Origin of the sequence: Brevibacterium sp. 50QC2O2 (assembly GCF_024580675.1) — a bacterium.
In the GTDB taxonomy this organism is placed as follows: Bacteria; Actinomycetota; Actinomycetes; order Actinomycetales; family Brevibacteriaceae; genus Brevibacterium; species Brevibacterium moorei.
In genome coordinates this window covers 205,708-230,522 of the sequence record NZ_JANIJZ010000002.1, presented here as the reverse complement: position 1 = coordinate 230,522, position 24,815 = coordinate 205,708, and the positions used below count along the sequence as shown (strand labels likewise).

Annotated in this window: 22 protein-coding genes; 11 read left to right on the top strand and 11 right to left on the bottom strand. The window is 68.9% G+C overall.

Features of this window, described 5'->3' with window-relative positions:
* The first annotated feature begins 72 nt into the window (after positions 1-72).
* Positions 73-1,119, top strand: coding sequence for a phosphotransferase (locus tag NQ038_RS02520; protein WP_257061785.1), 1,047 nt, complete (start codon positions 73-75; stop codon positions 1,117-1,119).
* Here the strand turns inward: NQ038_RS02520 and NQ038_RS02515 are convergent.
* Both NQ038_RS02515 and NQ038_RS02510 read right to left on the bottom strand, forming a co-directional pair.
* Positions 1,058-4,465 carry an ATP-dependent DNA helicase gene (locus NQ038_RS02515; protein WP_257061778.1) on the bottom strand — a complete coding sequence of 1,136 codons (3,408 nt, stop codon included), beginning with the start codon at positions 4,463-4,465 and terminating at the stop codon, positions 1,058-1,060. The genes NQ038_RS02520 and NQ038_RS02515 overlap by 62 nt on opposite strands.
* Entirely contained in the window at positions 4,462-7,998 is a 3,537-nt protein-coding gene (locus NQ038_RS02510) for a PD-(D/E)XK nuclease family protein (protein WP_257061776.1), read from the bottom strand. The genes NQ038_RS02515 and NQ038_RS02510 overlap by 4 nt, the downstream gene beginning before the upstream one ends.
* A gap of 218 nt (positions 7,999-8,216) precedes the next feature.
* Between NQ038_RS02510 and NQ038_RS02505 the strand changes: the two genes are divergently transcribed.
* Positions 8,217-8,438: a DUF3107 domain-containing protein gene (locus NQ038_RS02505; RefSeq protein ID WP_257058462.1), complete on the top strand. Its 222-nt coding sequence runs from the start codon at positions 8,217-8,219 to the stop codon at positions 8,436-8,438.
* A gap of 76 nt (positions 8,439-8,514) precedes the next feature.
* On the opposite strand, the gene NQ038_RS02500 is transcribed toward NQ038_RS02505, so the two are convergent.
* The gene (locus NQ038_RS02500) at positions 8,515-9,138 is read right to left on the bottom strand and encodes a ferritin-like domain-containing protein (RefSeq protein WP_257047200.1); all 624 of its coding nucleotides are present in this window, start codon (positions 9,136-9,138) and stop codon (positions 8,515-8,517) included.
* A 67-nt stretch (positions 9,139-9,205) separates the two neighbouring features.
* Here NQ038_RS02500 and NQ038_RS02495 point away from each other — a divergent pair, with 67 nt between their 5' ends.
* Positions 9,206-10,765, top strand: a complete 1,560-nt coding sequence (locus NQ038_RS02495) for a DEAD/DEAH box helicase (RefSeq protein ID WP_373456767.1) — start codon at positions 9,206-9,208, stop codon at positions 10,763-10,765.
* Positions 10,766-10,854: 89 nt separating this feature from the next.
* Here NQ038_RS02495 and NQ038_RS02490 read toward each other — a convergent pair whose 3' ends face one another.
* Entirely contained in the window at positions 10,855-11,703 is an 849-nt protein-coding gene (locus NQ038_RS02490; RefSeq protein WP_257047199.1) for a PHP domain-containing protein, read from the bottom strand.
* Between the two features lie 126 nt (positions 11,704-11,829).
* Here NQ038_RS02490 and NQ038_RS02485 point away from each other — a divergent pair, with 126 nt between their 5' ends.
* Positions 11,830-13,350, top strand: a complete 1,521-nt coding sequence (locus tag NQ038_RS02485; RefSeq protein WP_257047198.1) for an aminopeptidase P family protein — start codon at positions 11,830-11,832, stop codon at positions 13,348-13,350.
* 57 nt (positions 13,351-13,407) lie between these two features.
* Here the strand turns inward: NQ038_RS02485 and NQ038_RS02480 are convergent, their stop codons facing one another.
* On the bottom strand, positions 13,408-13,836 hold the full coding sequence (locus NQ038_RS02480; protein ID WP_257061775.1) for a hypothetical protein: 429 nt from the start codon (positions 13,834-13,836) through the stop codon (positions 13,408-13,410).
* A 39-nt stretch (positions 13,837-13,875) separates the two neighbouring features.
* On the opposite strand from NQ038_RS02480, the gene NQ038_RS02475 reads away from it, so the two are divergent.
* From NQ038_RS02475 to NQ038_RS02460, 4 genes are read left to right on the top strand one after another with little or no spacing between them, the layout of a single operon-like run.
* Positions 13,876-14,979 (top strand): P1 family peptidase, encoded by a 1,104-nt coding sequence (locus NQ038_RS02475; RefSeq protein WP_257061773.1) that lies wholly within the window; start codon positions 13,876-13,878, stop codon positions 14,977-14,979.
* 39 nt (positions 14,980-15,018) lie between these two features.
* Positions 15,019-16,329, top strand: coding sequence for a magnesium transporter MgtE N-terminal domain-containing protein (locus tag NQ038_RS02470; protein WP_257047195.1), 1,311 nt, complete (start codon positions 15,019-15,021; stop codon positions 16,327-16,329).
* Complete coding sequence (locus NQ038_RS02465) at positions 16,316-16,990, top strand: DUF1003 domain-containing protein (RefSeq protein WP_257061772.1); 675 nt, start codon at positions 16,316-16,318, stop codon at positions 16,988-16,990. Before NQ038_RS02470 ends, NQ038_RS02465 begins: the two co-directional genes overlap by 14 nt.
* Positions 16,980-18,149 (top strand): Mrp/NBP35 family ATP-binding protein, encoded by a 1,170-nt coding sequence (locus NQ038_RS02460; protein ID WP_257061771.1) that lies wholly within the window; start codon positions 16,980-16,982, stop codon positions 18,147-18,149. Before NQ038_RS02465 ends, NQ038_RS02460 begins: the two co-directional genes overlap by 11 nt.
* 8 nt (positions 18,150-18,157) lie before the next feature.
* On the opposite strand, the gene NQ038_RS02455 is transcribed toward NQ038_RS02460, so the two are convergent.
* Complete coding sequence (locus NQ038_RS02455; protein WP_257047192.1) at positions 18,158-18,559, bottom strand: twin-arginine translocase TatA/TatE family subunit; 402 nt, start codon at positions 18,557-18,559, stop codon at positions 18,158-18,160.
* Positions 18,560-18,600: 41 nt separating this feature from the next.
* On the opposite strand from NQ038_RS02455, the gene NQ038_RS02450 reads away from it, so the two are divergent.
* Both NQ038_RS02450 and NQ038_RS02445 read left to right on the top strand, forming a co-directional pair.
* Positions 18,601-18,936 (top strand): MGMT family protein, encoded by a 336-nt coding sequence (locus tag NQ038_RS02450; protein ID WP_257047191.1) that lies wholly within the window; start codon positions 18,601-18,603, stop codon positions 18,934-18,936.
* 66 nt (positions 18,937-19,002) lie between these two features.
* Entirely contained in the window at positions 19,003-19,647 is a 645-nt protein-coding gene (locus tag NQ038_RS02445) for a class I SAM-dependent methyltransferase (RefSeq protein ID WP_257061770.1), read from the top strand.
* Positions 19,648-19,718: 71 nt separating this feature from the next.
* Here the strand turns inward: NQ038_RS02445 and NQ038_RS02440 are convergent, their stop codons facing one another.
* The 5 genes from NQ038_RS02440 to dapE all read right to left on the bottom strand — a co-directional run bounded on the left by NQ038_RS02440 (position 19,719) and on the right by dapE (position 23,747).
* The gene (locus tag NQ038_RS02440; RefSeq protein WP_257047189.1) at positions 19,719-19,883 is read right to left on the bottom strand and encodes a DUF3117 domain-containing protein; all 165 of its coding nucleotides are present in this window, start codon (positions 19,881-19,883) and stop codon (positions 19,719-19,721) included.
* Between the two features lie 139 nt (positions 19,884-20,022).
* Positions 20,023-21,225, bottom strand: a complete 1,203-nt coding sequence (locus NQ038_RS02435; RefSeq protein ID WP_257061769.1) for a hypothetical protein — start codon at positions 21,223-21,225, stop codon at positions 20,023-20,025.
* Between the two features lie 88 nt (positions 21,226-21,313).
* Positions 21,314-21,640 carry a DivIVA domain-containing protein gene (locus NQ038_RS02430; RefSeq protein ID WP_257061768.1) on the bottom strand — a complete coding sequence of 109 codons (327 nt, stop codon included), beginning with the start codon at positions 21,638-21,640 and terminating at the stop codon, positions 21,314-21,316.
* A 26-nt stretch (positions 21,641-21,666) separates the two neighbouring features.
* Positions 21,667-22,593 carry a dihydropteroate synthase gene (gene folP / locus NQ038_RS02425; protein WP_257047186.1) on the bottom strand — a complete coding sequence of 309 codons (927 nt, stop codon included), beginning with the start codon at positions 22,591-22,593 and terminating at the stop codon, positions 21,667-21,669.
* Positions 22,590-23,747: a succinyl-diaminopimelate desuccinylase gene (gene dapE / locus NQ038_RS02420; RefSeq protein WP_257061767.1), complete on the bottom strand. Its 1,158-nt coding sequence runs from the start codon at positions 23,745-23,747 to the stop codon at positions 22,590-22,592. Before dapE ends, folP begins: the two co-directional genes overlap by 4 nt.
* A gap of 57 nt (positions 23,748-23,804) precedes the next feature.
* Here dapE and dapD point away from each other — a divergent pair, with 57 nt between their 5' ends.
* Positions 23,805-24,746, top strand: a complete 942-nt coding sequence (gene dapD / locus NQ038_RS02415; RefSeq protein WP_257061766.1) for a 2,3,4,5-tetrahydropyridine-2,6-dicarboxylate N-succinyltransferase — start codon at positions 23,805-23,807, stop codon at positions 24,744-24,746.
* Positions 24,747-24,815 lie beyond the last annotated feature (69 nt).

Here is a 24,815-nt window from a genome sequence, read left to right as displayed (position 1 = left end):
GATACCGCCGGAATCGACAACACACCCGCCGGGCACCAGGGCACAGCGGAGCCGGTGTCGTAGATTGGTGGGGTGGATAACCTGCCCCTGCATATGGCCGCCGCCGCCTCGCATCTGGTCGACGGACTCTCTCCGACCCAGTTCAGCGTGCTGGACGGAACCGATCGTCTGCGCGTGCTCGTGGGCGACGGGGACCGCTTCGTGCTCGCCTCCCTACTCGATCCGACGGACGCCCTCGAAGCCCAGACCGAACAGGTCGCGGCCGCGGTACTGCGCACGATCCTGCCGTCCGACTCCCCGGCCTTCCCGGAGACTCTGGCGGCACAGGATCTTAAGCCCGGCATCTGGTCGCTCGACCGGGAATACGAGTTGCGCATCACCCGCCCGCTGCCGGGGACTCCACTGTCGACTGCGGCATTCACCGAGCACCCGGGCCTGGTCGACTCACTGGCGCGATTCCTGGCCCGCCTGCATACCGCGGATGTCGCCGCCGTCGCCGATGCCGGCCTACCGACCCGGGAACCCCTGGAGGTCCGCGATTCGCTGTTGGCCGAGCTGGACCGTGGTGCCCAGACCGGGAAGGTCCCCGGTGCCTTGCTGCAGCGCTGGGAGGAGACTTTGGAGACCGCGGCCGTCTGGCACTTCCTACCGGCGGTACTCCACGGCGATTTGGGCATCGACGCTCTGCGGACCACGGGTGATGACCTGGTGGCGGTGACCGATTTGGCCCGGGTCCGGGTGGGCGATCCGGCCCATGATCTGGCCGGCGTGGCGGACCTGATGTCGACCGAGGACTTCATCCGACTGCTCGACGTGTATCTGGCCGAACGCCGGATGGATGACCCGTACCTGGTGGAACGGGTCGGCTTGGTCTCCGAAATGGGAGTGTTGGGCCTGTTGCTGGCCTGTGCCGACGCCGATGACGCCGAAGGAGTTGACGAGGCCGTCGAACTGCTGCGCTCGCTGGCCGAACTGCCGGAGGACGCGCCCGAGCCGGGCCCGGGCGTCACCGCCGACTCCTCCGCGGCCGAGGCCGCGGAGGAGTCCGAGACCGGTGTCATCGACCGGCCGTCATCCGTTCGAGCAACAGATCGGGATCCGGCAGGTCCGCAGGCCTGACGATCCGGTTGTCGCCCAGATAGAAGAACGTCGCGGTGACCGGCCGGCCGGCGAACCTCGGCATCGCCTCCACCGCCCGGGCGTAGACGGCCAGCTGCACGGCTCTGGCCTGGAGTTCTGCTCCCGTGACCGAGCTGCCCGTCTTCCAGTCCACGACCTCGAAACCGGTCTCCGTGGGGAAGACCGCGTCGATCTTGCCGGGAATGCGCATCTGTGCTCCGGCTTCGCCCAGGATGAGCTCGAACGGCAGTTCCACTGCGACGGGGACCCTGGAGGCGAATTCGCTGGCCAGGAATGTCCGCTGCAGCCGGGTGAAACGATCCTGCAGCGCAGCGGGCAGGGATTTGCGGGACTGCGGGTCCTCGAAGTCCTGCAGCGTGGCCTGTCCGAAGTAGTTCTCCACCCAGGCGTGGAACGCGGTTCCCAGCGCCGCCTGCGGCACGGGGCCGGTTGGCATGGGGCGGATCAGTTCGGCGGCGAAGGCCTCAGGGTCCTGCGCATAGCGCACTGCCGCGGTGGCCGAGAGCCGACCGGGCAATCGGGTGGGGTCGAGCGCGTTCGCCCGCTGCGCCAGCAGGTCGGCTGCAATATAGGCCAGATGTCCAGGGGCATCGGGGCCCCCGCCGCCGTGCGGGGCGCTGCGAACCAGTTCGCCCAGCTCCAGTTCCCCGGCGCTGCGGTAGACCCGCGCCTTGTGTGACCGGATCCGCAGGAGTGCGCGGTCCTGCGGGGTCGGCCACTCATAGGACTCTGCGCGTTCGGGCGCCTCTTCGTCATTGCCCGGCAGAACGGGATCGTCCCAGCCCAGCGCCGTGGCGGCATCGTAGACGTAGGGCGAGAGTTCATTGGCCCTGGTCCGCCCGGAGAACGTCGCGGCGCCCAGCCACAGTGAGCGCTGGGCCCGGGTGACAGCCACATAGGCCAGCCTGCGTTCCTCGGTTTCATGATGGTCCTCCAGGGCGTCGGCGAACCGTTCTCTGAGGGCCTTGAGGTCCTTGCTCGCACCGGCGCTTAGGTCCATGGCGGGAAATGAGGCGGCGTCCCCGCGCAGCGGGTAGGGCAGGGCCTCGGCCTGCAGCCAGCCCGTTTTGGTCCGCAGTGTGGTCGGTAGGTCGCCCACCACCATATGGGGAATCGCGACATGGTCGAATTCCAGACCCTTGGACTTGTGGATCGTCATGATGATCACCGCCCCCGATTCCTTGTCGAGCACCTCGTCCGGTTCGTCCAGGCCACCCGTCTGCGCCGCCAGTTCGAGCCAGGACAGATAGCCGGCCAGATCGGTCCCCGGCTGGTCGGCCAGCAGATTCGCCGCGGATGCCGTGAACACATCGAGTGCCACCAGATGTGGTGCAGCACGCTCGGGGCCCAGTGCCCTGGCCTCCGCTTCGATGCCCAGTCCGTGGACGATCTCCCGGATCAGGGCCGGTACCGGGACCCGCCTGGCGCGCAACCGGCGCAGGGACACCGCCAACCGTCCGATACGGGAGGCCGCCGCGTCCGACAGACCCGAGCGTTCGATGTCGGAGCGCAGGGTACCGCGCCCTGCGGGATCGGCCAGTTCGTCGATCACCTCGACCACGCCGAGCGCGGCCGCCGCCTCATCATCGGGATACGCCTGTGCCAGGCGGTCGGCTCTGGCCCGCCGCAGCCGTTCGAGGGCGGCGATATCGGCAGGGCCCAGACGACACACCGTCCCGGTCAGCAGGCGCATCGCCTCACCGCCGGCTGTCGGGTCGGCGATCACCGTCAACGCGGCGAAGACGTCGCGGACGAACGGGTCCTCCAGGGCGCCTGCCCTGCCCACGATGTGGGTGGGAACACCGCGGGCCGTGGCAGCCGCCGCGACTTCGAACATGTGGGCGCTCTTGCGACACAAAACGGCCCGTGAGCCGCTCCGCCCTATGAGCCAGTCCAGCAGCTGGGCCATCTGATCGCTGCCCACTCCCGGCACGGCCGCCCCGGTGGTCAGGGCCTGCTCGACGGTTCCCGTCTTCCAAGTGGCCAGTGGGCCGGGCAGGCCCTGCGCATCCGGCTGGTCGGGGGCGCGCAGTTCGCCGCCGGAGCCCCGGTTGGGGATCCGCGATGAGATCTCATTGGCCACCGCGAGCACACTGCTCGGATTGCGCCAGCTGATGCTCAGACTCCGCACCCTGGCGCGGGTGCCGGGCAGGCCGAATTCGACGGGGAATTCGTCGATGTTCGACGCCGAGGCCCCGCGCCAGCCGTAAATGGCCTGCCGGGGATCGCCCACGGCCGTCACCGGCAGACCGCCGAAGAGTTGCTTCAACAGCCGCACCTGCGTATCCGAGGTGTCCTGGTATTCGTCGAGCAGCACCACCTGCCAGCGAGCGCGTTCGGCGGCGTGGGCCTGCGGGTCCGCATCCATGATCCGGCAGGCGAACGCCACCTGATCGGAGAACTCCATGCCCGCTGCCGCCCGCTTGGCCAGGCGGAAGCGTTCGACCAGGCGGGCCAGCAGGAGTTTCTCCCGGAGCTTCTCCAGGATGTCCGCCGCGCCGTAGTCGCACAGCAGGTCGACCAAGGCGTCGAGCCGCGAGCGCTCAGGGTCGGGGCCCAGGCCCGCGCCCATGAGTTCGTCCAACCGGATGGCATATGCTTCCTTGGCCTCTGCCGGAATCCGTTTGCGGGCGACTGCCCTGGCCACGTCCACGTCGGCGAAATAACGCCGATAGCAGGCATAGATGTAGTCCTCGAGTTCCGCAGCGTCCACCAGGTGTTCCGACATCTGGGCGGACAGGGCACGCACTTTGGCGATCAGGCCGGCCCTGGCCGCTCCCGCCGGAACCTCCGCGGTACTCGCCCGATCGATCACGCGCCCTGCCAGTTGGATCGCGGAGGCGTCGTCGAGGACCCGGGTGTCCTCCTCGATGCCCAGTGCCATACCGTATTCGCCCACCAGCGCGGCGGCATAGGAATTGTAGGTCTGCACTGTGGGCACATCGAGGCCGACGAGTTCGTCATCACGACCCGACTCCCCCACCGCCAGGCGGAATTCCCACAGGTTGTCGCGGATCTTGGCGGCCAGTTCCGCCACCGCCTTCCGAGTGAAGGTCAGGCCCAGAATCGCATCTGCCGGGACCAGGCCGTTGGCGACGAGGAACAGCACGCGCTGGCTGATCACCGTGGTCTTGCCGGAGCCGGCACCAGCGATGACCACGCTCGGCTCCAGCGGGGATTCGATGATGGCGATCTGTTCTGCGGTGGGCGGGTCGATCGCGTCGGCCGGATCCCGTCGGGAGTTGAGAATCTCCACCAGGTCCAGGGCCGAATAACGGATCCTCCCGTGCGCCGGGTGGTCGTAGCCCCCGTGTCCGCTGTTCATTCGTCTTCTCCTCCCGCATAGGCCGGGCACGATGAGCGCACGGGGCAACCCGCGCAGGTCTGGCGCGAGGGGCTCGCGGTGAACACCGGCGAGCGCATCCCGCGCGCAGTGGCGGCGACCAGCGCCCCGGCCCAGCCCGGATCGTCCGTATCGGCCAGCGCCGGCTGTGGTCTGACGTTCGCGGGCACCCCGCGACTGAGCGTGTCCGAATAGCGCAGGAACACGAGTTCACCGCCCCCGGGCACAGCACTGTCCAGATCGGCCTGGGCCCCCTCGTCGGTGAATGTCACACGGTGGCCGGGGGTGTCCAGGGCCGCTTGATAGGTGGCCAGCTGCGGATTCACCCTGGCCTCGGCGACTGTGGGCTTGCGCTTGCCGGTCTTGAAGTCGACCACGTAGAGCCGACCGGCCGAGTCCTTCTCCAAGCGGTCGATCCTTCCGCGGATGACCCATGGCCCGTCTTCGGAATCGCGGGTGTCCTCGGCGCTGACCGCGCCCTCCACGCCCACCAGGGTGTACCCGTCCGGCGCGCGCCCTGAGATGTAGTCCTGCAGATGGTCGAGCATCTCCAGGCCCGTGGCGTATTCGCGGTCGCGCTCCCATTCGGAGGGGTAGTCCAGTTCGGCGAAGCGCCGGTCGAAGGATTCGCGCATGTGCAGCAGGCCACCGCGCGGAAATTCCTCCGCGATAGCGTGGATGATGGTCCCGAGGTGCTGAGCCCTGGTGTCGCTGCTCTGCCCACCGTGGCGGGTGAGCAACCAGCGCAGTCCGCAGGTGTGGAACAGTTCGACCGTCGATGGACTGATCCGGGCTATCTGGCCGGGCTCCAGCAATGGGTCACGACGGCTGAGCTCCTGCCAGTCCAACCAGCCGGCCGGATCGGCGTCCGCCACACCCGCCGCCGCCAGCGACTTCAACAGAACTGCCCAGCGGCCCTCCTCTTGACCGGTCGCTGCGGCTTCGAAGGCGTAACGGGCCAGGGCCGCGGTTTCCATCAGCGTCAGCGGTTCACTCCACGCCGGGTCCCAGGCGATGGGTTGGGCCGTAGCCCACTCCGGGTCCCCGGTGGCAGCGGGCGCGCCCACCTGGGGCTCCTCCGTCACGCCGTCCGGTTCCGCCCCGGCGGTGCTCTGTCCGGCCGGGTCGTTTTCGGCTGCGTCGTTTTCGGCTGCGTCGGTCCCGCTGTCGCGGGGACCGCGCGGCAGGTCCCCGCCGGCCTCCCTGTGGCGGGCCAGGGCGGCCTGTGCCGTGCGGAAGAACACACCCGGTTGGGCATCCCCGTCGTCGACGGCCAGCAGGACCAGTTCGTCGCGGGCCCGGGAGAAGGCACACAGGGCCAGGCGGGCCTCATCGGCGATCGTGGCGCGGCGCCGCGCCCGGTAGGCCTGTTCCGCCGCTTGTTCCGGGGCGATCCCGCGGAGCACATCGAGGAGGTCCTCGGCGGAGAAGATGGAGCCTCGGACCCGCGGGTTGGGCCAAACCCCGTCCTCCAGGTCGACTACGACGACCCGGGAGAAATCGGTATGGGCGACCTGCGCTGCCGCTGCCACCGCGACATGGTCCGCTTCCGCGCGTTTGGCCAGGGAGTCCTGGGCGAAGCGCTGTTCGAGTACATCATCGGCGAACCCGCGGGCGTCCAGCGCCCCGCGCTCGCTGAACTTCTCGGCCAGTGTCATCAACCGCAGGACCGCATCGAGCCTGTCGTGGGAGGCGTCCGCTGGATCGCGCAGGGCGGCGGCGCGCCAGGCCCTGTCCACCCGGGCCGCGCGCCATATCGCCCACAGCGCGGTGTGCGGATCGTGGCCGCGGTGCTTGGCCGCTGCCCGCAGCATGCGATCGACCTGGCGCAGCGGAGCGGGTAGTTCGGCCTCGGGGAGTTCGCGCAGGGCGCGGACCAGCAGCGGCTCGGCTCGGATGGGGGCAGTCGGGGCCCCGGGCCGGAGGGGATCTTCGACCGGCGCCGGACCCGCCTCCGCTGCGCCGCCGTCCGGGAGCTCCGATTCCACAAGCGGCTGATTTCCCAGCCGCGCCAGGGCCGCCAACAACTCCCGGTTGAGACCGCGCAGGGCGATCGCATCGAGGCCGGCGTAGACGCCGGTGAGCAGTTCCGTGATGACCGCGTCCAGGGCCCCAGGATCGGATCGATCCGCCCGCAGGATGCGCAGCAGGGGTGCTGTGGCGGGGTCGACGCCCAGGGCCAGGTCAGCGCCCGCCACGGGGATCCCCAAGTATCCCAGTTCCGCTTCGAGTGCCCGTGCCGTCCCCGAGGTCCGGGTCAGCACGGCCATCTCCGTCCATTCCACGCCCTCGTCGCGCTGCCAGGAGCGCAACCGGGCCGCCACGATCCGGCCGAGTTCCGCTGACGACTCCGCCGTGGCCGTGTACACCCGGGAGTCCCCGCCCGGCAGCATGCCGGCACTGCGCGGAATGTGACCGAGTTCCAGGCGGGTCGACACGCGGCGGGCCAGGTCGTCGCCGACCGTTCGCACACCGCCGGCCCCACGTACCCCGGCGGCGGCCTCGTCGAGCACGTGCGGAACCGTGTGAAAGGGGTTCCCCGGCCGGGTGAAGGCGTCGAGCAGGTCCCCACCCGCACCGCGGAACCCCTGCGAGGCGGAGTCGGGCGAGGCCAGCAGACACAGGCGCACGCCCAGGGCCGCCAGTGTCGTCAACATCCGCAGCGCAGCATCCGGCACGTCCTGCCCCCCGTCGATGACGATCGTGCGCGGCAGGATCTCCGCGGAGAAGGTGGGAGCCGAACCGGCCCGCACGCCCGCCTCTGCCTGGTCCTGGAGGACCCAGCGGGCCTGTTCGAACACTTCTGCAGTGTCCACTCCGCCGAATCCGGGCACCGCCAGCAGGTCCTCGTAGTCCTGCATGATTCGGGCCACACAGTCCCATTCGGGTCGGCCGTGGGTGAGGGCCGCCTGCTCCACCGCGTCCGGGGTGAAGCCCCTGCCCATGAGTTCGTTGAGCACTTCGCGCAATTGGTTGCGGAACGCAGTGGTCCCCCGCACTTCCGGGGTGAAACGCTCCGGCCAGGCCGGCGGCCGGGACAATCCCGAATCGTAACCCGCCAATAGACCCGCGAGCAGATTGTCCTGGTCCGGTCCGCTGATGAACTTCATCGCCGAACCGTCGCGCACTGCCGCCTGGGCACTGACCAGGCCGAAGGCGAAGGAGTGGACACTGCGCGCGGCCGGACCGGTCCGGGGCGCTGGTGCACAGGCACCCGGGGCAGCCACCGGAGCCGGTCCCAAGGTGTCGCGCAGGGCCGCGGCGGCATCGCGGTTGGGCGTGAGCACCAGTACCTCGTCCGGATTGTGGGCCGCGGCCAGCAGTCCCGCGAACAGGGATCCGACGACCGTGCTCTTGCCCGTGCCGGGGGCTCCGATCACGCAGGCGTGCCGCCCGGCGAGCAGGTCGGCCAGGCAGGCCTGTGCCACCGCATCCAGACCGGTGGGTCCCGCACTGGGTTCCACCGGGGGGTCCTGGGGACTCGGCTGGGCCGGGCTGAAGGGTAATGGGTCCATGCGCCCATTCAATCACCGAGGGCTGACACGGCCCGATCGGCTGACTCCGGCTGCCCTGCCGCACGCCGGTTTTCGACCATCGGGATCCCGGGCCACCGGTTGCGCTGGCGGCGAAAACCCTGCGTAGCCGAGCACGGCGGGGAATGCCAAGGCCGGCCCGGCGCTTAGGCTTGGAGACAACAGCGACCGTTTTCTACACCGGTGGAGGTATGAGGAACATGGAGATCAAGATCGGCGTACGCCAGAGCAACCGTGAGCTGGCGCTCGACTCGCAGCTGACGGCCGACGAGCTCGCGACCAAGGTCGATGGGGCGCTCAAGGACGGCACCACCCTGGTGCTCGAGGATGCCAAGGGCCGCAAGGTCATCGTGCCGGCGGCCGCCCTGGCCTATGTCGAGGTCGGCGCGGAGACCCCCGGCCGGGTGGGCTTCGGCATCTGAGGCGTTCCGTCCGACGCGGAGGCGGTGGGTACGATGGCCGATCGGCCGCCGTACCCACCGCCTCCGCATTTCCGGCTCAGGCGGTCAGCCCCAGGACCGACATGCGCCGTGAGTGATTGCTCATGATGTGCTGGCTGAGTTCCGTGGCCGCTGCCGATTCCGTCGGGAAGACGCCGGGCAATTCGCGCACGCGGCGCAGGGATTCGGCCACCAGCTTGCGGCCCCACAGGGCCAGCCTGCTGGAAAGGACCTGATCGGCCGCGACTGCGGCGCCCAGGCGGGAGGCCAGATATTCTACCGGACGTGTATCATCTAAGACGGCGGTGGCGACTGCACGGCTGTCGGCATCCAACTGGTCCAGAGCGGCCCGGGCGAAGTCTTTGAGAATCTCATCGTAGACATAGCCCTTCATCAGGCTCTCGTACCAGTCGGTGGGCTTCGTCCGCTCCATGAATGCGGCGAAGGACGGCCGGGCCGCCTCCATCAGTGTGACGGAGTCTCCTCCGAGCTCGGTGATGCGGGCGTCAAGATCCTCGAAATGTGCAAGGCACCACCCGGCCATGCGGGCCAGATCCACGGTGTCACGGACGTCGGGGGCGAACTGGGCGTCGGTGGCCAGACGTTCGAAGGCGGCCAATTCGCTATAGGCCAGGGTCGCGAGCGTCTCGATACCCTGCCGGGGCGGCTGTTGATCAGACATGCCCCCTAGCCTATCCGCCGGATGACTACGTGCGTGCTCCCACGGGTACGCACCTTGAGGAGTGAACGTGACAGATATCGACAACGACGCATCCGCGCCCATCGGCACGGAGGACGTCTTCGCCGCGGACACCGCGCAGCTTGACGAGCAGTCCGCACAGGCCACCCCGGCCGAACCGACATTCGCCGACCTCGGAGTCGCAGGGCCCATCGTCGCGGCCCTGGCTGAGGCCGGCAAGGAACACCCGTTCCCCATCCAGTCCCTGACCCTGCCGGTGGCCCTGACCGGAGCCGACATCATCGGCCAGGCCAAGACCGGCACGGGCAAGACCCTGGGCTTCGGCATCCCCCTGCTGCAGCGGGTCATCGCCCAGGGCGAGCCCGATGCGCCCACCGGTGCGCAGCGGATTCCGCAGGCGCTCGTGGTCGTGCCGACCCGCGAGCTGGCCAAGCAGGTCGCCGAGGACCTCGTCGAGGCCTCGACGAAGCGCGATCTGCACGTTGTGACGATCTACGGCGGCAAGGACTTCGAACCGCAGATCGAGGCCATCAAGGCCGGCGCCGACGTGGTCGTCGGCACCCCCGGCCGGCTGTTGGACCTCTACGGCAGGCGGATCCTGCGCCTGGACGGAGTGGCCACCGCGGTCTTCGACGAAGCCGACGAGATGCTCGACCTGGGCTTCCTGCCCGATGTCGAACGAATCGTCGCAGCGCTTCCCACGAACCGCCAGACCATGTTGTTCTCGGCCACGATGCCCGGCCAGGTCATCGCCCTGGCCCGGCGCTATATGAGCCACCCGACCCATATCCGCGCCCACGATGCCGGCGATACGACGCAGACGGGCAAGAACACCAAGCAGCTGGTCTACCGGGCCCATGCGATGGACAAATCGGAAATGGTCGCGCGCATTCTGCAGGCCACCGGCCGTGGCCGGACCATCATCTTCGCCCGCACCAAGCGCACCGCCGACCGGCTGGGAGAGGAACTGCGCGATCGCGGTTTCAACGCCCGCCCCCTGCACGGGGATCTGAACCAGCAGATGCGTGAGAAAGCACTCAAGCAGTTCCGCGAGGGCCAGGTCGATGTGCTGGTGGCCACCGATGTCGCCGCACGCGGCATCGACGTCGACGACGTGACCCACGTCATCAACTACCAGTGCCCCGATGACGACAAGACCTATGTCCACCGGATCGGACGGACGGGCCGGGCCGGACACTCAGGCGTCGCGGTGACGCTGGTCGACTGGGACGATGTGCCCCGTTGGAAGCTCATCAACCGCGAGTTGGGGCTCGACCTCGAGGAACCGGTGGAGACCTACTCCACCTCGCCGCACCTGTATGCGGATCTGAACATCCCGGAGGGCACGAAGGGCCGGCTCAAGCGGCAGCGCCCGACGGCCGGGCAGGACGCCGAATCCGGTGCCGGCCACTCCCGCAGGCGCGAGGGCGGTTCGCACGGCTCCCGGCGCTCGCGCGGATCGGACTCCCGGCGCAGGCGCCCCGCAGGGGATGCGAAGACCGCAGGGGACGCCCCGGCCGCCGACGGGGAACAGTCGGCCGCGCCGAAGAAGCGCAGGCGTCGTCGCACCCACGGTGGCAAGTCCGGTGAGCAGGCCGCAGCCAACTGACCGTCCGAAGTCTTGAGAATGCCGCCGTGCACACGAGGTCGTCCTCGTGTGCACGGCGGCATTCTCGCGTTGTGGCCCGGGGTCCCGGCTCAGCGGGGCAGGACCAGGTCAGTGCCCCTGCCGGCCTCGGCGATGCGCATGAGCATGTCACGGGCCGTGGTGTGTTCGGCCAGCCGGTTCGGCTTGCCCGCCCCGTGGTAGTCCGAGGAGCCCGTGATGATCAGGCCGTGCTCCCCCGCCAACCGGCGCAGCCGCTGGCGGGCGGCCGGCGGATTGTCCCGGTGGTCGACCTCGATCCCGTCAAGGCCCGCGGCGATCAGCTCGCCGAAGGCACGATCGGGCACCACCCGGCCACGTGCGGCTGCCAGGGGGTGGGCGAAGACGGCGACTCCCCCGGCATCGTGGATCAGGCCGATGGCCTCGAGCGGATCGATCGCCTCGAGGGGGACGTGGTATTTCGAACCGCCGCCCAACAGCCCGGCGAAGGCCTCTGACCGGGTGGCCACGGCGCCGATGCGCACCAGCGCGTCCGCAATGTGCGGCCGTCCCAGGGTCGCATGTTCACCGGCCAACTCCAACAGGCCGTCCCAGGTGATCGGATAGTCCTCGGCGATCCTCTCGACCATGATGCGGGTGCGTTCCTCCCTGGCCCTGCGGGCGTGCCCGATCACCGCGGTCAGTTCGGCTCCGGCGGGTTCGTGCAGATAGCACAGCATGTGCACCGTCACCCCCTGGTATCGGGTGGAGACCTCGACGCCGCGCAGCAGGCCAACGCCGAGGTCCCCGGCGGCGGCCAGGGCCTCACCCCAGCCGGCCGTGGTGTCGTGGTCGCTCAGCCCGATGACATCGACGCCGGAGTCCACGGCATCTTCCATGAGTTCTGTTGGGGATTGGGTGCCGTCGGAGAAGCGGGAGTGCGTGTGGGTATCGACGATCATGCTGACATTGTATGGCGCCCAGCCGCCTCCGGGCGGCAGCTGCGGCGGAGCCGGGCCGGCGGCTGTGGCGCGTCGAACCCCCGAACCCGGGGTCGCCCGGCGGTCGCGGGCCCTAGACTGGGATATATGAGTGAGTCAGTATCCCAAGAGTCGAATCCCGAATCAGTCCAGGACATCGCAGACCGCGTGAACAACCGGTCGCGCCGCCCGCAGTCCCAAGCGTTCCGCGACTTCATCGCCACCGGCTGGTCACGCCCGGAGAACGATCCGGAGCCCTTGGGTGCGGCGTCCTACACCCCGGCCCGGCGCGCCGCGGTATCCGCAGCCTTCCCAGGCGAGCGCATCGTCGTGCCGGCCGGCGGCTACCGGGTCCGCAACAACGACTGCGACTACAAGTTCCGCGCCCATTCGGCCTTCATCCACTTGACGGGCCTGGAGATGGATGCGGAGCCCGACGCGGTGCTCGTCATGGAGCCGAATGATCACGGCCACGACGCCACTTTGTTCTTCGCCCCACGCGCCGGCGCGGACACCGAGGAGTTCTTCTCCGATTCGCGCTATGGCGAATACTGGGTGGGACCGCGGGAGGACCTGGAGTCCATGCAGCGCCTGACCGGAATCCCCTGCCGCAATATCGCAGAGGCCCCCGATGCGATGACCAAGGACCTGGGCGCGATCTCCGTGCGCGTGGTTCGCGAGGCCGATGCGCAGATCACGGAATCGATCGATGTGGCGCGCACCCAGGTGCAGGCCGATCTGGTCGCGGCCGCAGCAGGCGACGACGAACTGGCCCAGGGCCTGTCCGAGCTGCGCCTGCTCAAGGACGAACACGAAATCGCCCAGATCCGCCAGGCCATCGACATCACGCGCGCCGGTTTCGACAATGTGATCGAGCGCCTCCCCCAGGCGATCGGCCATCGGCGCGGCGAGCGCGTCATCGAGGCGGCCTTCGACCTGGCCAGCAAGGTTGAGGGCAACGGCGTCGGCTACGACACGATCGCGGCCTCGGGCAACCACGCCTGCACCCTGCACTGGGTGAAGAACACCGGCAAGGTCACGCCAGGCGATCTGGTGCTCATCGACGCCGGTGCCGAAGCCGATTCCCTCTACACCGCCGACATCACCCGCACCCTGCCGGTCGACGGGCACTTCACCGAGGCACAGGCGAAGGTCTACGACGCCGTGCTCGAGGCATCCCGGGCGGCCTTCGCGAAGGCCGCAGAACACGTCGACCACCCGGTGCGCTTCGGCGAGATCCACGACGCGGCGATGAACGTCATCGCACACAAGCTCGAGGAATTCGGAATGCTGCCGGTCAGCGCCGAGGAATCGCTGTCTGCGACCGGTCAGCAGCACCGCCGCTGGATGGTCCACGGCACCAGCCACCACCTGGGCCTGGACGTCCACGACTGCGCGCAGGCCAGGGCCGAGATGTACACCGACGGCGTGCTGGAGCCCGGCATGGTCTTCACGATCGAGCCCGGCCTGTACTTCAAGGCCGAGGACGAACTGGTGCCCGATGAGTTCAAGGGCATCGGGGTGCGCATCGAGGACGATGTGCTGGTGACCGCGGACGGCGTCGAATCCCTGTCCGCCGGCTTCCCGAAGACCCGCGCCGAGGTCGAGGCCTGGGTCCAGGGCAAGTAGGCCACAGCCTGGCACACAGCACGGCGGCCCGGAACCGAATCGGTTCCGGGCCGCTTGTCATCTCCGTGCCCGGCGCGCGATGTGACGCGCCCAGAGCAGCTCGAGCAGCCACAGAACGGCGTACAGGATCAGGCTGTAGGCGCACAGGGGAAGTCCGAAGAACACCAGCGCCTCCACCCCTTGTGCGACGAAGCCCTCCGCCGAGTTCCGAAACGAGAGGGATCCGCAGAGAAAGGCCAGCGCCAGGTGGAGGATGACCGCCAGGACGAGGAAGGCCACCTCGCCGGCGCGGCGCAGGAACGTCACGATCACCGATGCGACGATGGCCGGGACGAAGCTCACCGCAGTGTAGAAGACGGCGTATCGCGCAGGCTGGTGGACATCGGTGCCCGGCTGTATATACGCGAGCCAGACGAGGATCCCCGGTACGAGGAACGACCAACAACGGGCAAGGGAGAGCGCGCGAAGCGCGATGGGCTTGTCCACGCGGCCTCCTTCCCCTTCGCTTCGGTACATACTGTACCCATGGACACCCCACTTCTGTTCCCCGGCCGTTCGGTCGCCTCACTGACCGATGTCTCCCTGGGCCACTGGGCCGCCGCGTCCGGATCGACAGGCTCGACCGTCATCCTGCCCGCACCCGGCACCACGGCCGGCGTCGATGTGCGCGGTGGGGGTCCGGCCGTCCACGAGTCCGCGATCCTGGCACCCGGCACCCTGTCCTATGGAGCCGATGCGATCCTGCTCACCGGCGGTTCGGCCTTCGGCCTGGCCGCGGCCCGCGGAGTCCAGGACGTGCTGGCCGAATCCGGGGTCGGCTCTCCCGTGCCCGGCGGCATCACGGTGCCGATCGTGCCGGCCGCTGCGATCTTCGACCTGGGACGCGCCGCCACACCCACCGAACCGCCGGGTCTGGCAGCGGGCGCCGCGGCCGCCCGCGCCGCCCTGACGGCCCGTCGCACCACAGCCGGCGATACCACTGTGTTGGGTGAGGCGGGATCGGTGGGCGCCGGCCTCGGGGCCTGGTGTGACCGTGGTCTGTACCGTGGCGGTCTGGGGCATGCGCTCATCACCCTGGGCGAGGTCCAGGTGGCGGCACTGGTCGTGGCCAATCCGTCCGGTGGACTGCTCGATGCCCGTGGCGAGCTCAACGCCGCGGGTGTGCTGGCCGATTTCGGAATCGGCCTGCCCCGCCTGACCGGCACCGAACGCGCGGCGCTCGCCGCCGAACGGGAGCGGCGGCAGCGGAGTGCACCTGCCGATTCCCCACGCAATACGACGATCGCCTGCATTGTGACGAATGCGCGCCTGGACACCGCCGAGGCGACCCGCCTGGCCGCTACGGCTCACGCCGGGCTGGCCAGGGCGGTCCGGCCCTCGCACACCCTGTTCGACGGGGATACCGTCTTCGCCCTGGCCTGCGGGACGCAGGAGCTGCCCGAGGATTCCCCACGGGACCTGGCACTGACTGCGCTGGGGGCGGCGGGAGCCGATGCGCTGTCCACTGCGATCGTCGACGCGGTGCTCAGGGTGCCCGCCGCCGGCGCTGTGACGGATCCCACCGCGCCCCGACCGCTGGCCTCGTTCGCCCCGGACCTTGCCGCAGCCTGGGCCGGATTGCGGAATTGATCACGTTCCGCCGACTCGCCCGTTCGGTAGGCTAGGGACGTGAGTGGAACCGGAAATCGAGTCTTCGTAGCCCGCCTGGCGGGCACCGGCGTATTCGACCCCGTAGGCGACCAGGTGGGCCGGGTGCGCGATGTCGTGGTGGTCTTCCGCGCCTCCATCAGACAGCCGCCCAAGGCCATCGGCATCGTCGTCGAGGTCCCGGGGCGCAGGCGGGTCTTCGTGCCGATCGGACGGGTGACCAATATCGACCCCGGCGGCGTGCAGATCACCGGTCTGGTCAACATGCGCAGGTTCCAGCAGCGCAATTCGGAGACCCTGGTGCTCGGCGATCTGCTCGACCGCAGGCTCAAACTGCGCGAGGACGGCACCTGGGTGCAGGTCGAGGACGTCGCGATCGAATTGCAGCGCAATCGCGAATGGGAGGTCTCGCGCCTGTTCGTGCGGCGCCCGTCGGTCAAACGGACCTTCGGCTTCCGGCACCGCGGCGAGACCCTGCAGGTCGACTGGTCCGATGTCGACCACCCCAAAGAGGACTTGAAACAGGAGGCCACGCAGTTCATCCAGGCCTATGAGGACGCGAAGCCGGCCGACCTGGCCGATATCCTCACGGAGATGCCGGTCAAGCGCAGGCTGGAGATCGCCAGGGAACTGGGCGACGAACGCCTTGCAGACGTGCTCGAGGAACTCCCGGAGACCACCAGTATCGAGATCGTGGGCGCTCTGGACATGGAGCGCGCTGCCGACGTGCTCGAGGCGATGGATCCCGACGACGCCGCAGACCTGCTGGGTGAGCTCTCCGATGAGCGCGCCGAGGAGCTGCTCTCGGCGATGGAGCCGGAGGACGCCAAGGACGTGCGCACCCTGCTGTCCTACGACGAGGACACCGCCGGCGGCCTGATGACCACCGAGCCGGTGATCCTGGCCCCCGAGACCACGGTGGCCGAGGCTCTGGCCCACGTCCGCCGTGAGGAACTGCCTGCGGCCCTGGCCGGCGCCGTGTTCGTGTGTAGGCAGCCCCTGGAACCGCCCACGGGCAAGTACCTGGGCATGGTGCACATCCAGAAGCTGCTGCGGGTGCCACCACAGGAGGCGATCGGAGAGATCATCGACGATGAGATCGACCCCCTGCGGACCGAGGCCTCGATCGCGGAGGTCAGCCATACCCTGGCCGCCTACGACCTGGTTTCGATCCCGGTGGTCGACGACACGGACCATTTGGTCGGGGTCATCACCGTCGACGATGTGCTTGACGAACTGCTGCCGGAGGACTGGCGGGCCCACCGCCACGACGATCACGACGATCCGGAGGACCCGGTGACGCGACAGGAGGTGCCACATGGCCGAGGATGAGCGGAAGGCCGCGCAGCCCAACTCCCTGGACACCCCGCGTTCCAAGGGCCGGGGGCTGCCCCGACTGTCGGTCAACCCCGATATGTTCGGCCGCATCGCCGAGGCGATCGCCCGTTTCATGGGCACACCCGCCTTCCTGTTCTGGATGACGGTGATCTGCGCGGTGTGGCTGGGCTGGAATTCGCTGGCGCCCGAGGAATGGCAGTTCGATCCGCGGGCCATGAACTTCACCCTGCTGACCCTCATCCTGTCCCTCCAGGCGTCCTATGCGGCCCCTCTGCTGCTGCTGGCCGACAACCGCTCGGCCGACCGGGACCGGATCGAATTCGAAAACGACCGGCGCCGCGACGAGCGCCACCTGGCCGATACCGAGTACCTGATGCGCGAGATGTCGTCCCTGCGCATCGCCATGCGGGACATGGCCGGCCGTGATTTCATCCGCTCCGAGCTGCGCGATCTGCTCGAGGAGATCGAGACGACCCACCAGGAGACCGTGACCACCCTGACGCGCGAATACGAGGAGCGCATCACCCGTCTGGTCGATCAGCGCACCGGACTGGCCGATGCCCTGACGGCTTCCGGCGGGGACCCGGACCGGGTCATCGCCGACGTAGATGCGGCCGCCGCAGCGGCCGAACTGGAGGACCACGGTGACTCCTGAACCGGCCCGGGGACCTGTTCCCCACAGCGAGGCGCCCAGCGCAGAGGATCTGCACGCGGCCCTGTCCCGCGTCATCGACCCCGAGCTGCGTCGTGACATCGTCAGCCTGGGCATGGTCGCCTCCGCCGAGGTCGACGAGGCGGGTACCGCGCACGTCGAGGTCCTGCTCACCGTCCCCGGGTGCCCGCTGAAGGACACGATCAGCCGGGACGTCCACACCGAATTGGCAGAGCTGCCCGGCCTGGCCGAGGTGGACCTGAAGCTGGGGGTGATGAGCGCCGAACAGCGCAAGGGGCTGCGCGAGAAACTGCGCGCCCCCGGTGGTAAACGCCTCGTTCCCTTCACCCAGCCGGACTCCCTGACCCGCGTCTACGCGATCGCCTCGGGCAAGGGCGGGGTCGGCAAGTCATCCCTGACTGCGAACCTGGCCGCTGCCATGGCTGCCGACGGATTGCGGGTGGGCGTGGTCGACGCCGACATCCACGGGTTCTCGATTCCCGGGATGTTCGGACTGCGCGGCAAACCCACCAAGCTCGACGATATGATCCTGCCGCAGGTCGCCCACGGAGTGAAGGTCATGAGCATCGGCATGTTCGTCGACCCCGGTCAGGCTGTCGTATGGCGCGGTCCGATGCTCCACCGTGCACTCGAACAGTTCCTCACCGATGTGTTCTGGGGCGACCTCGACGTTCTCCTGCTGGACCTGCCCCCGGGCACCGGGGACGTTGCGATCAGTGTGGCGCAGTTACTGCCGAATGCGGAACTGATCGTCGTCACGACCCCGCAGCAGGCCGCGGCGACCGTCGCCGAACGCGCCGGCGCGATCGCCAGGCAGACCAAGCAGCGCGTTGCCGGAGTGGTGGAGAACATGTCGTATCTACAGCTGCCGGACGGCACCCGGATGGAGGTCTTCGGAACCGGTGGCGGTGCGCAGGTCGTCGCCGGACTGGCCCGGATCACCGACCAGGACGTGCCCCTGCTGGGCAGCGTCCCGCTGGAGCCGAAGCTGCGCGAGGCCGCAGATGCGGGCCTTCCCGCTGTGCTCGATGCCGCCGCCCGGCAGACGCCGGCGGCACTGGAAATCTCCCGTATCGCCCGCGGCCTGAGCCACCGCGCCCGCGGACTGGCGGGCAGGTCGCTGCCGCTGAATCTGGGCTGAGCCGGCGGCTAGGTGGCGTCCGGGTCGAAGGGTGCCGCCTGGCTGGTGTCGCGCAGCCTGGCCTGTTTCGCATAGCGCTGGATCGGCGACTCCTCGACCAGGGTGGCCTGCTGTTGAGCGGACTCCGAGGCCCGGGCGGCCGCCGCACTGGGCGCATCGTCCTCGGCCAGGGCTTCCTTGACGATGCGCCGGGGATCGTACTGCCGGGGGTCGAGCTTCGCCCAGTCCACCTCGTCGAACTCATCGCCCATGTCCTTGCGCAGGTCATCGCGGAGGCCCTGCGCCTGGGATTTCAGCCCCCGGACCAGGTCGCGCAGCTGCTGAGCGTACTCCGGGATCCGCTTGGGGCCGATCACGATGAGGGCAACGACGACGATGATGACGAACTCGGTGCCGTTGATGCCAATCATGGCTCCATTCTAGTCCGTGCGTGTGCAAGACTTGGACGGTCATGGATGATCTTGTGGTGGAAAGAGTGCTGCGCTGTTGTGAGTGCGTGCCAGCGGGCCGCCTGGCCACCTACGGGATGGTGGCCAGACTGGCCGGGACCTCGCCGCGGCTGGTCGGCCGGATCATGTCCGTCTACGGGGCGAACGTGAGCTGGTGGCGCATCGTCAATGCCCGTGGGGAGCTGCCGGCGGCCCTGGCGGTCAGGGCGCGGCCCCACTGGGAGGATGAAGAGGTCGCCCATGTGGGGACCAGAGCCCGCCTACCGGAGCACCGGGTCGACGAGGCGACATGGGCCGCGGCCTGTGTGACTGCTCTCGCCGATCTGCCCGCAAGGTGATCGACGGCATTACACTTGAGTGTCGGACCCGCGGTGGGTCCGCATGTGGCAGTTGAAGGAGTGCGCGTGTCAAGAGACTGGGCGGGCCAAGCTCGTTACGCCGACCGTTTCAACGCCGCCGACCCGGTGGTCGAAGCCGCTCGCCAAGTCGCAGACGATTATGCGTGTGAGCCGCTGTCACCGACGAGTTCGAAGATTCTGGAGTTCCTGACGCGCCTGGCCGCGCCGGCCGCCGCAATCGAAGTCGGCACCGGCACGGGGGTGTCCGCGTTGAGCCTTCTGCGCGCCATGCCCGCCGGCGGAATACTGACCAGTATCGATGTCAGCGCTCCCCGCCAGGCGGTGACCAGGGAACTGGCCGACCTGGCGGGTATCCGGGCGCACCGCCTGCGGCTGATCACCGGTCGTGGGGAGGACGTCCTCGCCCGGCTGGCACGGACAGCCTACGAGTGCGTGTTCATCGATGCCGATCCGCTGTGCTACGACAAGTTGATCCCGGTGGCGGTGGATCGACTGGCCCCGGGCGGGCTGTTGATCATCAACGACGCCCTGCTGTCGGGGGCCGTCGCCGACCCACGTGACCGCAGTCCGCGGGCAGCCGTGATGCGCACAGTGCTGGCGCTCGTTTCCACCCGCGCCGATCTGGAGAGGCTCATTCTGCCCGTCGATGCGGGCCTACTCGTTCTGCAACGGCATCCGCAGCAGGGGTGAGGAGTTCCTCGGGAAAAGTCAGGGGCGGTACGGGTTGTCCCCGTACCGCCCCGACCTTCGTCAACAGGTTCTCAGATCACCTCGGCGAGTACCGAATGCAGCGACTGCGCCTCCTCAGGGGTGATCTCGATGACCAGGCGGCCCCCGCCTTCCACCGGCAGGCGGAGAACCAGCCCGCGACCTTCTTTGGTGACTTCGAGCGGGCCGTCACCCGTACGGGGCTTCTGAGCTGCCATAAGAGCACTTTCCCTTTCAATTGATATGAGTACCGTGAACGCGTACCCCTCTTATTATCCACTATCGGCAGGGTAACTGCTACCCACACACCGATGCGACCGCCTGATTTCCCACCCGGGCACTCCCCCGACCCCGGGATCACGGCGGCTGGATAGAGCCAGGGCTGAAGGCCCAGAGATACTGCACGAAGACGATCTGCAACACCGTCGCCAGGACGAGGACCACGATTCTATTGGTCCAGGACCGGGACTTCGCCAGGACCAGCGACAGGGGGAACATCGGCAGCATCAGCCGCAGTGTCGAGGTCTGCGGAGTGAAGAACAGCAATAGGTAGACCACATAACAGGAGACGAACAGCTGGCCGGTGAGTCCCATCAACCGACCTGCCGGGCCGAAGATCATTCCGGCCAGGCCCACGAGAAGCACGGCCAGGAGGACCGGCCCCCAGGATCCGGCCAGCTCCTCCGACATCCTCACCCATTGGACGAAGACCTGTGAATGCCCGGTCCACGCGGATTCGGTATCGAAGTAGGCCCGCGGTTGCCCGGTGACGATCCAGGCCGCCACAGGATGGACCAGTGCCGCACAGCAGGAGAGCACGCCCAGTGCCCACGAGCACACGATCTGGGGAACCGGATATGCCTCGTCGCGGCGCCGGATGCTGCGCGATACCAGGTGGACCAGCATGAAGAAGGAGAACGCCACCCCGATCGGCCGGGACAGGTCCATGAGGAACACCACCGGGATCGCCCACAGGTAGTGCCGCCGGGCGACCAGCAGGAGGGCCCCGGCCAGTAGCAGGAACGTCAGCGCCTCGGCATAGCCGGTGTTGAATACGACTGCTGCGGGAAAGAAGAAGGTGACGGCCAGCCCGGTCAGGGCCTGCTCGGCGCTCGCGTGCAGCCGGAACAGATGGAGCACCAACACGGCCGCCCCGGCGGCGTACAGAGTGGACAGCAGCGGTGACACCAGTTGGTAGTCAAGGCCGGTGACCTGAGCGGTCCATCCGGCCAGCCAGGGATGCAGAGGATAGAAGGCCCAGGAGCTCTGCCCCACGGAACCGTCCTCGCGCAGCGGCAGGACGCTCGGATAGCCCTCGGTGGCGATCCTCTCATACCAGCCGGCATCCCAGAAGTTCAGAAAGACGCGCAGTGGGGCGCTCTCGCCCTCGGTCCACCAGGACGGTCCCTGGCGCCGTGCCGCGGCGGCCATGATGAACAGCGATACCACCCGCGACGCAGCGTAGACGGCCAGCGCCTGGAGCCAGACGGGCAGTGCCAGAAGCCATGTCCCCAGCCGGTCCAGACCGGACCGGCTGAGCGTCCGCGGGAAGAGCCCCACACCCTCATCGGCCGCATAACGAGTCCGTTGCCCCCGCTCACGGCTGCGCTTCCGGGCTGCGGCCGCCTCCCACCGCAGGGGAACCCTCTCAGGAATCGGACGGCTCCTTGGGGACTGGGGCGAGCTGCGCGGGCGCCGCCTGTGCACCGGTCTCCAGCTGGGCCTCGAGCTCCGCGATCCGCAGCCGGCACCCGTCCAGGACCGCATCGACCTCGTCGGGCCGGTAGCCGCGCAGCGCCGGGGTGAAGCGCAGGGTCGACAGTTCCTCGGGTGCGAAGCCCTCCGGCAGCGCGGCCACCGGTACCGAGGTGGTCTCCTGGGACATGGGTTGATTGAACACGCCCAGCGACCCCGCCAGGGCCACGACCAGGACGAAGAGTGCCGCTGCGACTCCGATGACTAGCCAAATGGACATGCGCTCATTCTTTCACATCCGCCGGCTCACACCAGCCCGCGCAGCGCCCGGCGCGGTGGCCGGGCCCCGGTGATCGCCAGAACCATGTCGATGACCTGCCGTGTTGCGGCCACATCGTGGGTGCGGATCAGCCCCACGCCCGCTTCGATGGCCAGGGCCGTGGCCGCCAGTGTCGCAGGCAACCGTTGGGCGGGGGTGTCCACGCCCACGGATTCGCCGACGAAGTCCTTCCGGGAGATCGCCAGGAGGACGGCATGGGCACCCGCGCTCAGGCGCGGCAGTTCGCGCATCACCTGCAGGGACTGGTATGTGTTCTTCCCGAAGTCCGGGGTGGGGTCGACGATGATGCGCTCATCGGGCATGCCGGCCGCCCGAGCCCGCTCCACCAGCGCTGCCAGGCCGGTGTCCAGAGCCCGTGCGAAGTCCGGACTCGCCAGGCCGTACCGGTTGCGGTGGGCATCGGTGCGCGGATCGAGGCCGCCCGTGTGCGAGCAGACCAGGGCACAGCCGCCGGCTGCGGCCACTCGGGTCAGCTCGGGATCGTAGCCCGCCCAGGTGTCGTTGATGATCAGGGCGCCGGCGTCGATCACCGCGGCACCGACCTCGGCGCGCCAGGTGTCGACGCTGATGACGAGTTCGGGCAGTTCTGCGCCGACCGCCGCCACGATGGGCGCCACCAAGTCGATCTCCTGGGAGGCGCTGACCGCGGGGCCGCGTCCGGCGCGCACTCCCCCGATGTCGACGATCGTAGCGCCGGCCTCCCAGGCGGCACGGGCCGCGGCGACCGCCGCGGCGGTGGATGCCGATGACACGTAGAAGGAGTCGGTGGACCGGTTGACGACCGCCATGATCGCCGGATTCCCCGGCCCCGCCTGACAGCCGGGCAGGTCCAGGCGAGCCGCGGACCCGGTTACCCGGTGCCGGCCCGCAGTCCCCGCGTCCGGCGCACTCATGCCCACGGCGCCACGGCCGCGGGCTCGAGGAAGCTCAGCAGGGCCGAGGCGGCCGCGGTGATCTGTCCCGCCGGGGCGTGCTCATCGGCTTTGTGGGCGAACAGGGCGTCGCCGGGACCGAAGTTGACTGCGGGGATGCCGAGTTCGGAGAACCGGGCCACGTCCGTCCACCCCAGCTTGGCCGCCGGCGTCGAACCGATCCCCGGCAGGCCGTCCAATGCGGCGATGAACGCCTGGGCCGCCGGCTGGTCCAGGCCCGGCCGCGCGCCGGCTGAAACGTCTGTCACGCGCAGCTCATAGCCGGCGAAGAACTCCCGCAGCCAGGCCTCTGCCTCTTCCGGCGACTTATCGGGGGCGAAGCGGTAGTTCACGGTGACCGTGCACAGGTCGGGAACCACATTGCCGGCCACGCCACCGGATATCCCCACGGCAGACAGGGACTCGCGGTAGTCAAGGCCATCCACGCGCACGGTCTGTGCGGTGTGCCCGGCCAGGCGGGCGAGGATCGGGGCGGCCAGGTGAATCGCATTGACGCCCTTGAAGGCACGGGCCGAATGTGCGCGCACGCCCCTGGTCGTCACCTCCACCCGGATGGTGCCATTGCACCCACCCTCGATCCCGGCATTGCTGGGCTCGCCCAGGATGGCGAAGTCACCGGCCAACCAGTCGGGGTGGTTGCGCGCCACCCGGCCCAGCCCGTTGAGGGACGCTGCGACCTCTTCATGGTCGTAGAACACCCAGGTCACGTCCCGCACCGGATCCCGTAGGGCCGCGGCCGCGGACAGCTGCATGGCCACCCCGGATTTCATATCGCAGGCCCCTCTGCCCCACACCACACGTTGTCCGTCGAGCTCGCGCATCTCCGCTGGCACATTGTCCTCGATCGGCACCGTGTCCAGGTGGCCCGCCACGATGATCCGTTCGGCCGCACCCGTCCGGGTCGCAGCAACCAGGGCGTCGCCGTCGCGGCGGATCTCCAGGGGCGTGCCCTGGGCCGAAATCAGCTCAAGCAGTCCGGCCACCGCATCGGTGATCCGGCCCTCGTCGCCGGAGACGGAGGGGATGTCGCACAGTGCCAGGGTCAGTGCGGTCGGGTCGTCCAGGAGCCCTGCCAGGGCCAGGGTATCGGGGTTGTTCGGCGTCAAAGCAGTCATACCGTCCATCCTAGCCAGGGTGCTCGCCGTGGACCCGGAAACCGCTAGGCTTGTCCTATGACTTCACGTTTCGTATCCGGCGTCGGCCTTGCCACCGTGCACTCCGGCCGCACGCTCTCCGTCTGGTATCCCGCACCCCGTTTCGCCGAGGACGCCGAGGTCGCCCTGACCCTGGCCGAGCAGGCGGTGTCCGAACTCGACTTCGTGCCGCTGACCGGCACCGACTCCGACCGTGGCGTCGAGAAGTCGGTCGTCACGGTGACGGTGGACTTGGACGCGGCACCTGCCGATGCCGCTGACGCCTATCTGCGCCTGCACGCACTGTCCCACCGTCTGGTCCGTCCCAATGAACTCAACCTCGACGGACTGTTCGGCCGTCTGGAGAACGTGGTGTGGACGAACCACGGCGCCTGTGCCCCGGAGGACTTCGAGGCGACCCGCGCCCGCCTGTCGGTACACGGGCAGGTCAACGTGTACGGGGTCGACAAGTTCCCGCGGATGACCGACTTCGTCATCCCCGACGGGGTCCGCATCGGCGACACCGATCGGGTCCGCCTGGGCGCCCACCTGTCGCCCGGCACTGTGGTGATGCACGAGGGCTTCGTGAATTTCAACGCCGGCACGCTGGGCACGGCGATGGTCGAGGGCCGGATCTCCCAGGGCGTCGTGGTCGGCGACGGCACCGATGTGGGCGGTGGCGCCTCCATCATGGGGACCCTCTCCGGTGGCGGGACCCAGCGCATCACGCTGGGCGAGCACACCCTGTTGGGTGCAAACGCCGGCGTCGGGATCTCCCTGGGCGACGATTGCGTGGTCGAGGCCGGGCTCTACGTCACGGCCGGCACCCGGGTGCTGCTGCCCGCCGACGGCGACAAGGTCGTCAAGGCCTTGGAGCTGTCCGGGACGGACAATATGCTGCTGCGGCGCAATTCGATCACCGGTGGCGTCGAGGCGCTGCCCAGGACCGCGGGTATCAGCCTCAATCCGGACCTGCACTGAACCGACCGTTACCGCTGAAGGCCCCCGGCCGATGACGAACCATCGTCATCGGCCGGGGGCCTTCAGCAT

Coding starts and splice junctions, on each gene's coding strand:
- NQ038_RS02515 (WP_257061778.1), bottom strand. CDS start 4,465: ATGAACAGCGGACACGGGGGCTACGACCACCCGGCGCACGGGAGGATC.
- NQ038_RS02510 (WP_257061776.1), bottom strand. CDS start 7,998: ATGGACCCATTACCCTTCAGCCCGGCCCAGCCGAGTCCCCAGGACCCC.
- NQ038_RS02505 (WP_257058462.1), top strand. CDS start 8,217: ATGGAGATCAAGATCGGCGTACGCCAGAGCAACCGTGAGCTGGCGCTC.
- NQ038_RS02500 (WP_257047200.1), bottom strand. CDS start 9,138: ATGTCTGATCAACAGCCGCCCCGGCAGGGTATCGAGACGCTCGCGACC.
- NQ038_RS02490 (WP_257047199.1), bottom strand. CDS start 11,703: ATGATCGTCGATACCCACACGCACTCCCGCTTCTCCGACGGCACCCAA.
- NQ038_RS02485 (WP_257047198.1), top strand. CDS start 11,830: ATGAGTGAGTCAGTATCCCAAGAGTCGAATCCCGAATCAGTCCAGGAC.
- NQ038_RS02475 (WP_257061773.1), top strand. CDS start 13,876: ATGGACACCCCACTTCTGTTCCCCGGCCGTTCGGTCGCCTCACTGACC.
- NQ038_RS02465 (WP_257061772.1), top strand. CDS start 16,316: ATGGCCGAGGATGAGCGGAAGGCCGCGCAGCCCAACTCCCTGGACACC.
- NQ038_RS02455 (WP_257047192.1), bottom strand. CDS start 18,559: ATGATTGGCATCAACGGCACCGAGTTCGTCATCATCGTCGTCGTTGCC.
- NQ038_RS02450 (WP_257047191.1), top strand. CDS start 18,601: ATGGATGATCTTGTGGTGGAAAGAGTGCTGCGCTGTTGTGAGTGCGTG.
- NQ038_RS02440 (WP_257047189.1), bottom strand. CDS start 19,883: ATGGCAGCTCAGAAGCCCCGTACGGGTGACGGCCCGCTCGAAGTCACC.
- NQ038_RS02430 (WP_257061768.1), bottom strand. CDS start 21,640: ATGTCCATTTGGCTAGTCATCGGAGTCGCAGCGGCACTCTTCGTCCTG.
- folP (WP_257047186.1), bottom strand. CDS start 22,593: ATGAGTGCGCCGGACGCGGGGACTGCGGGCCGGCACCGGGTAACCGGG.
- dapE (WP_257061767.1), bottom strand. CDS start 23,747: ATGACTGCTTTGACGCCGAACAACCCCGATACCCTGGCCCTGGCAGGG.
- dapD (WP_257061766.1), top strand. CDS start 23,805: ATGACTTCACGTTTCGTATCCGGCGTCGGCCTTGCCACCGTGCACTCC.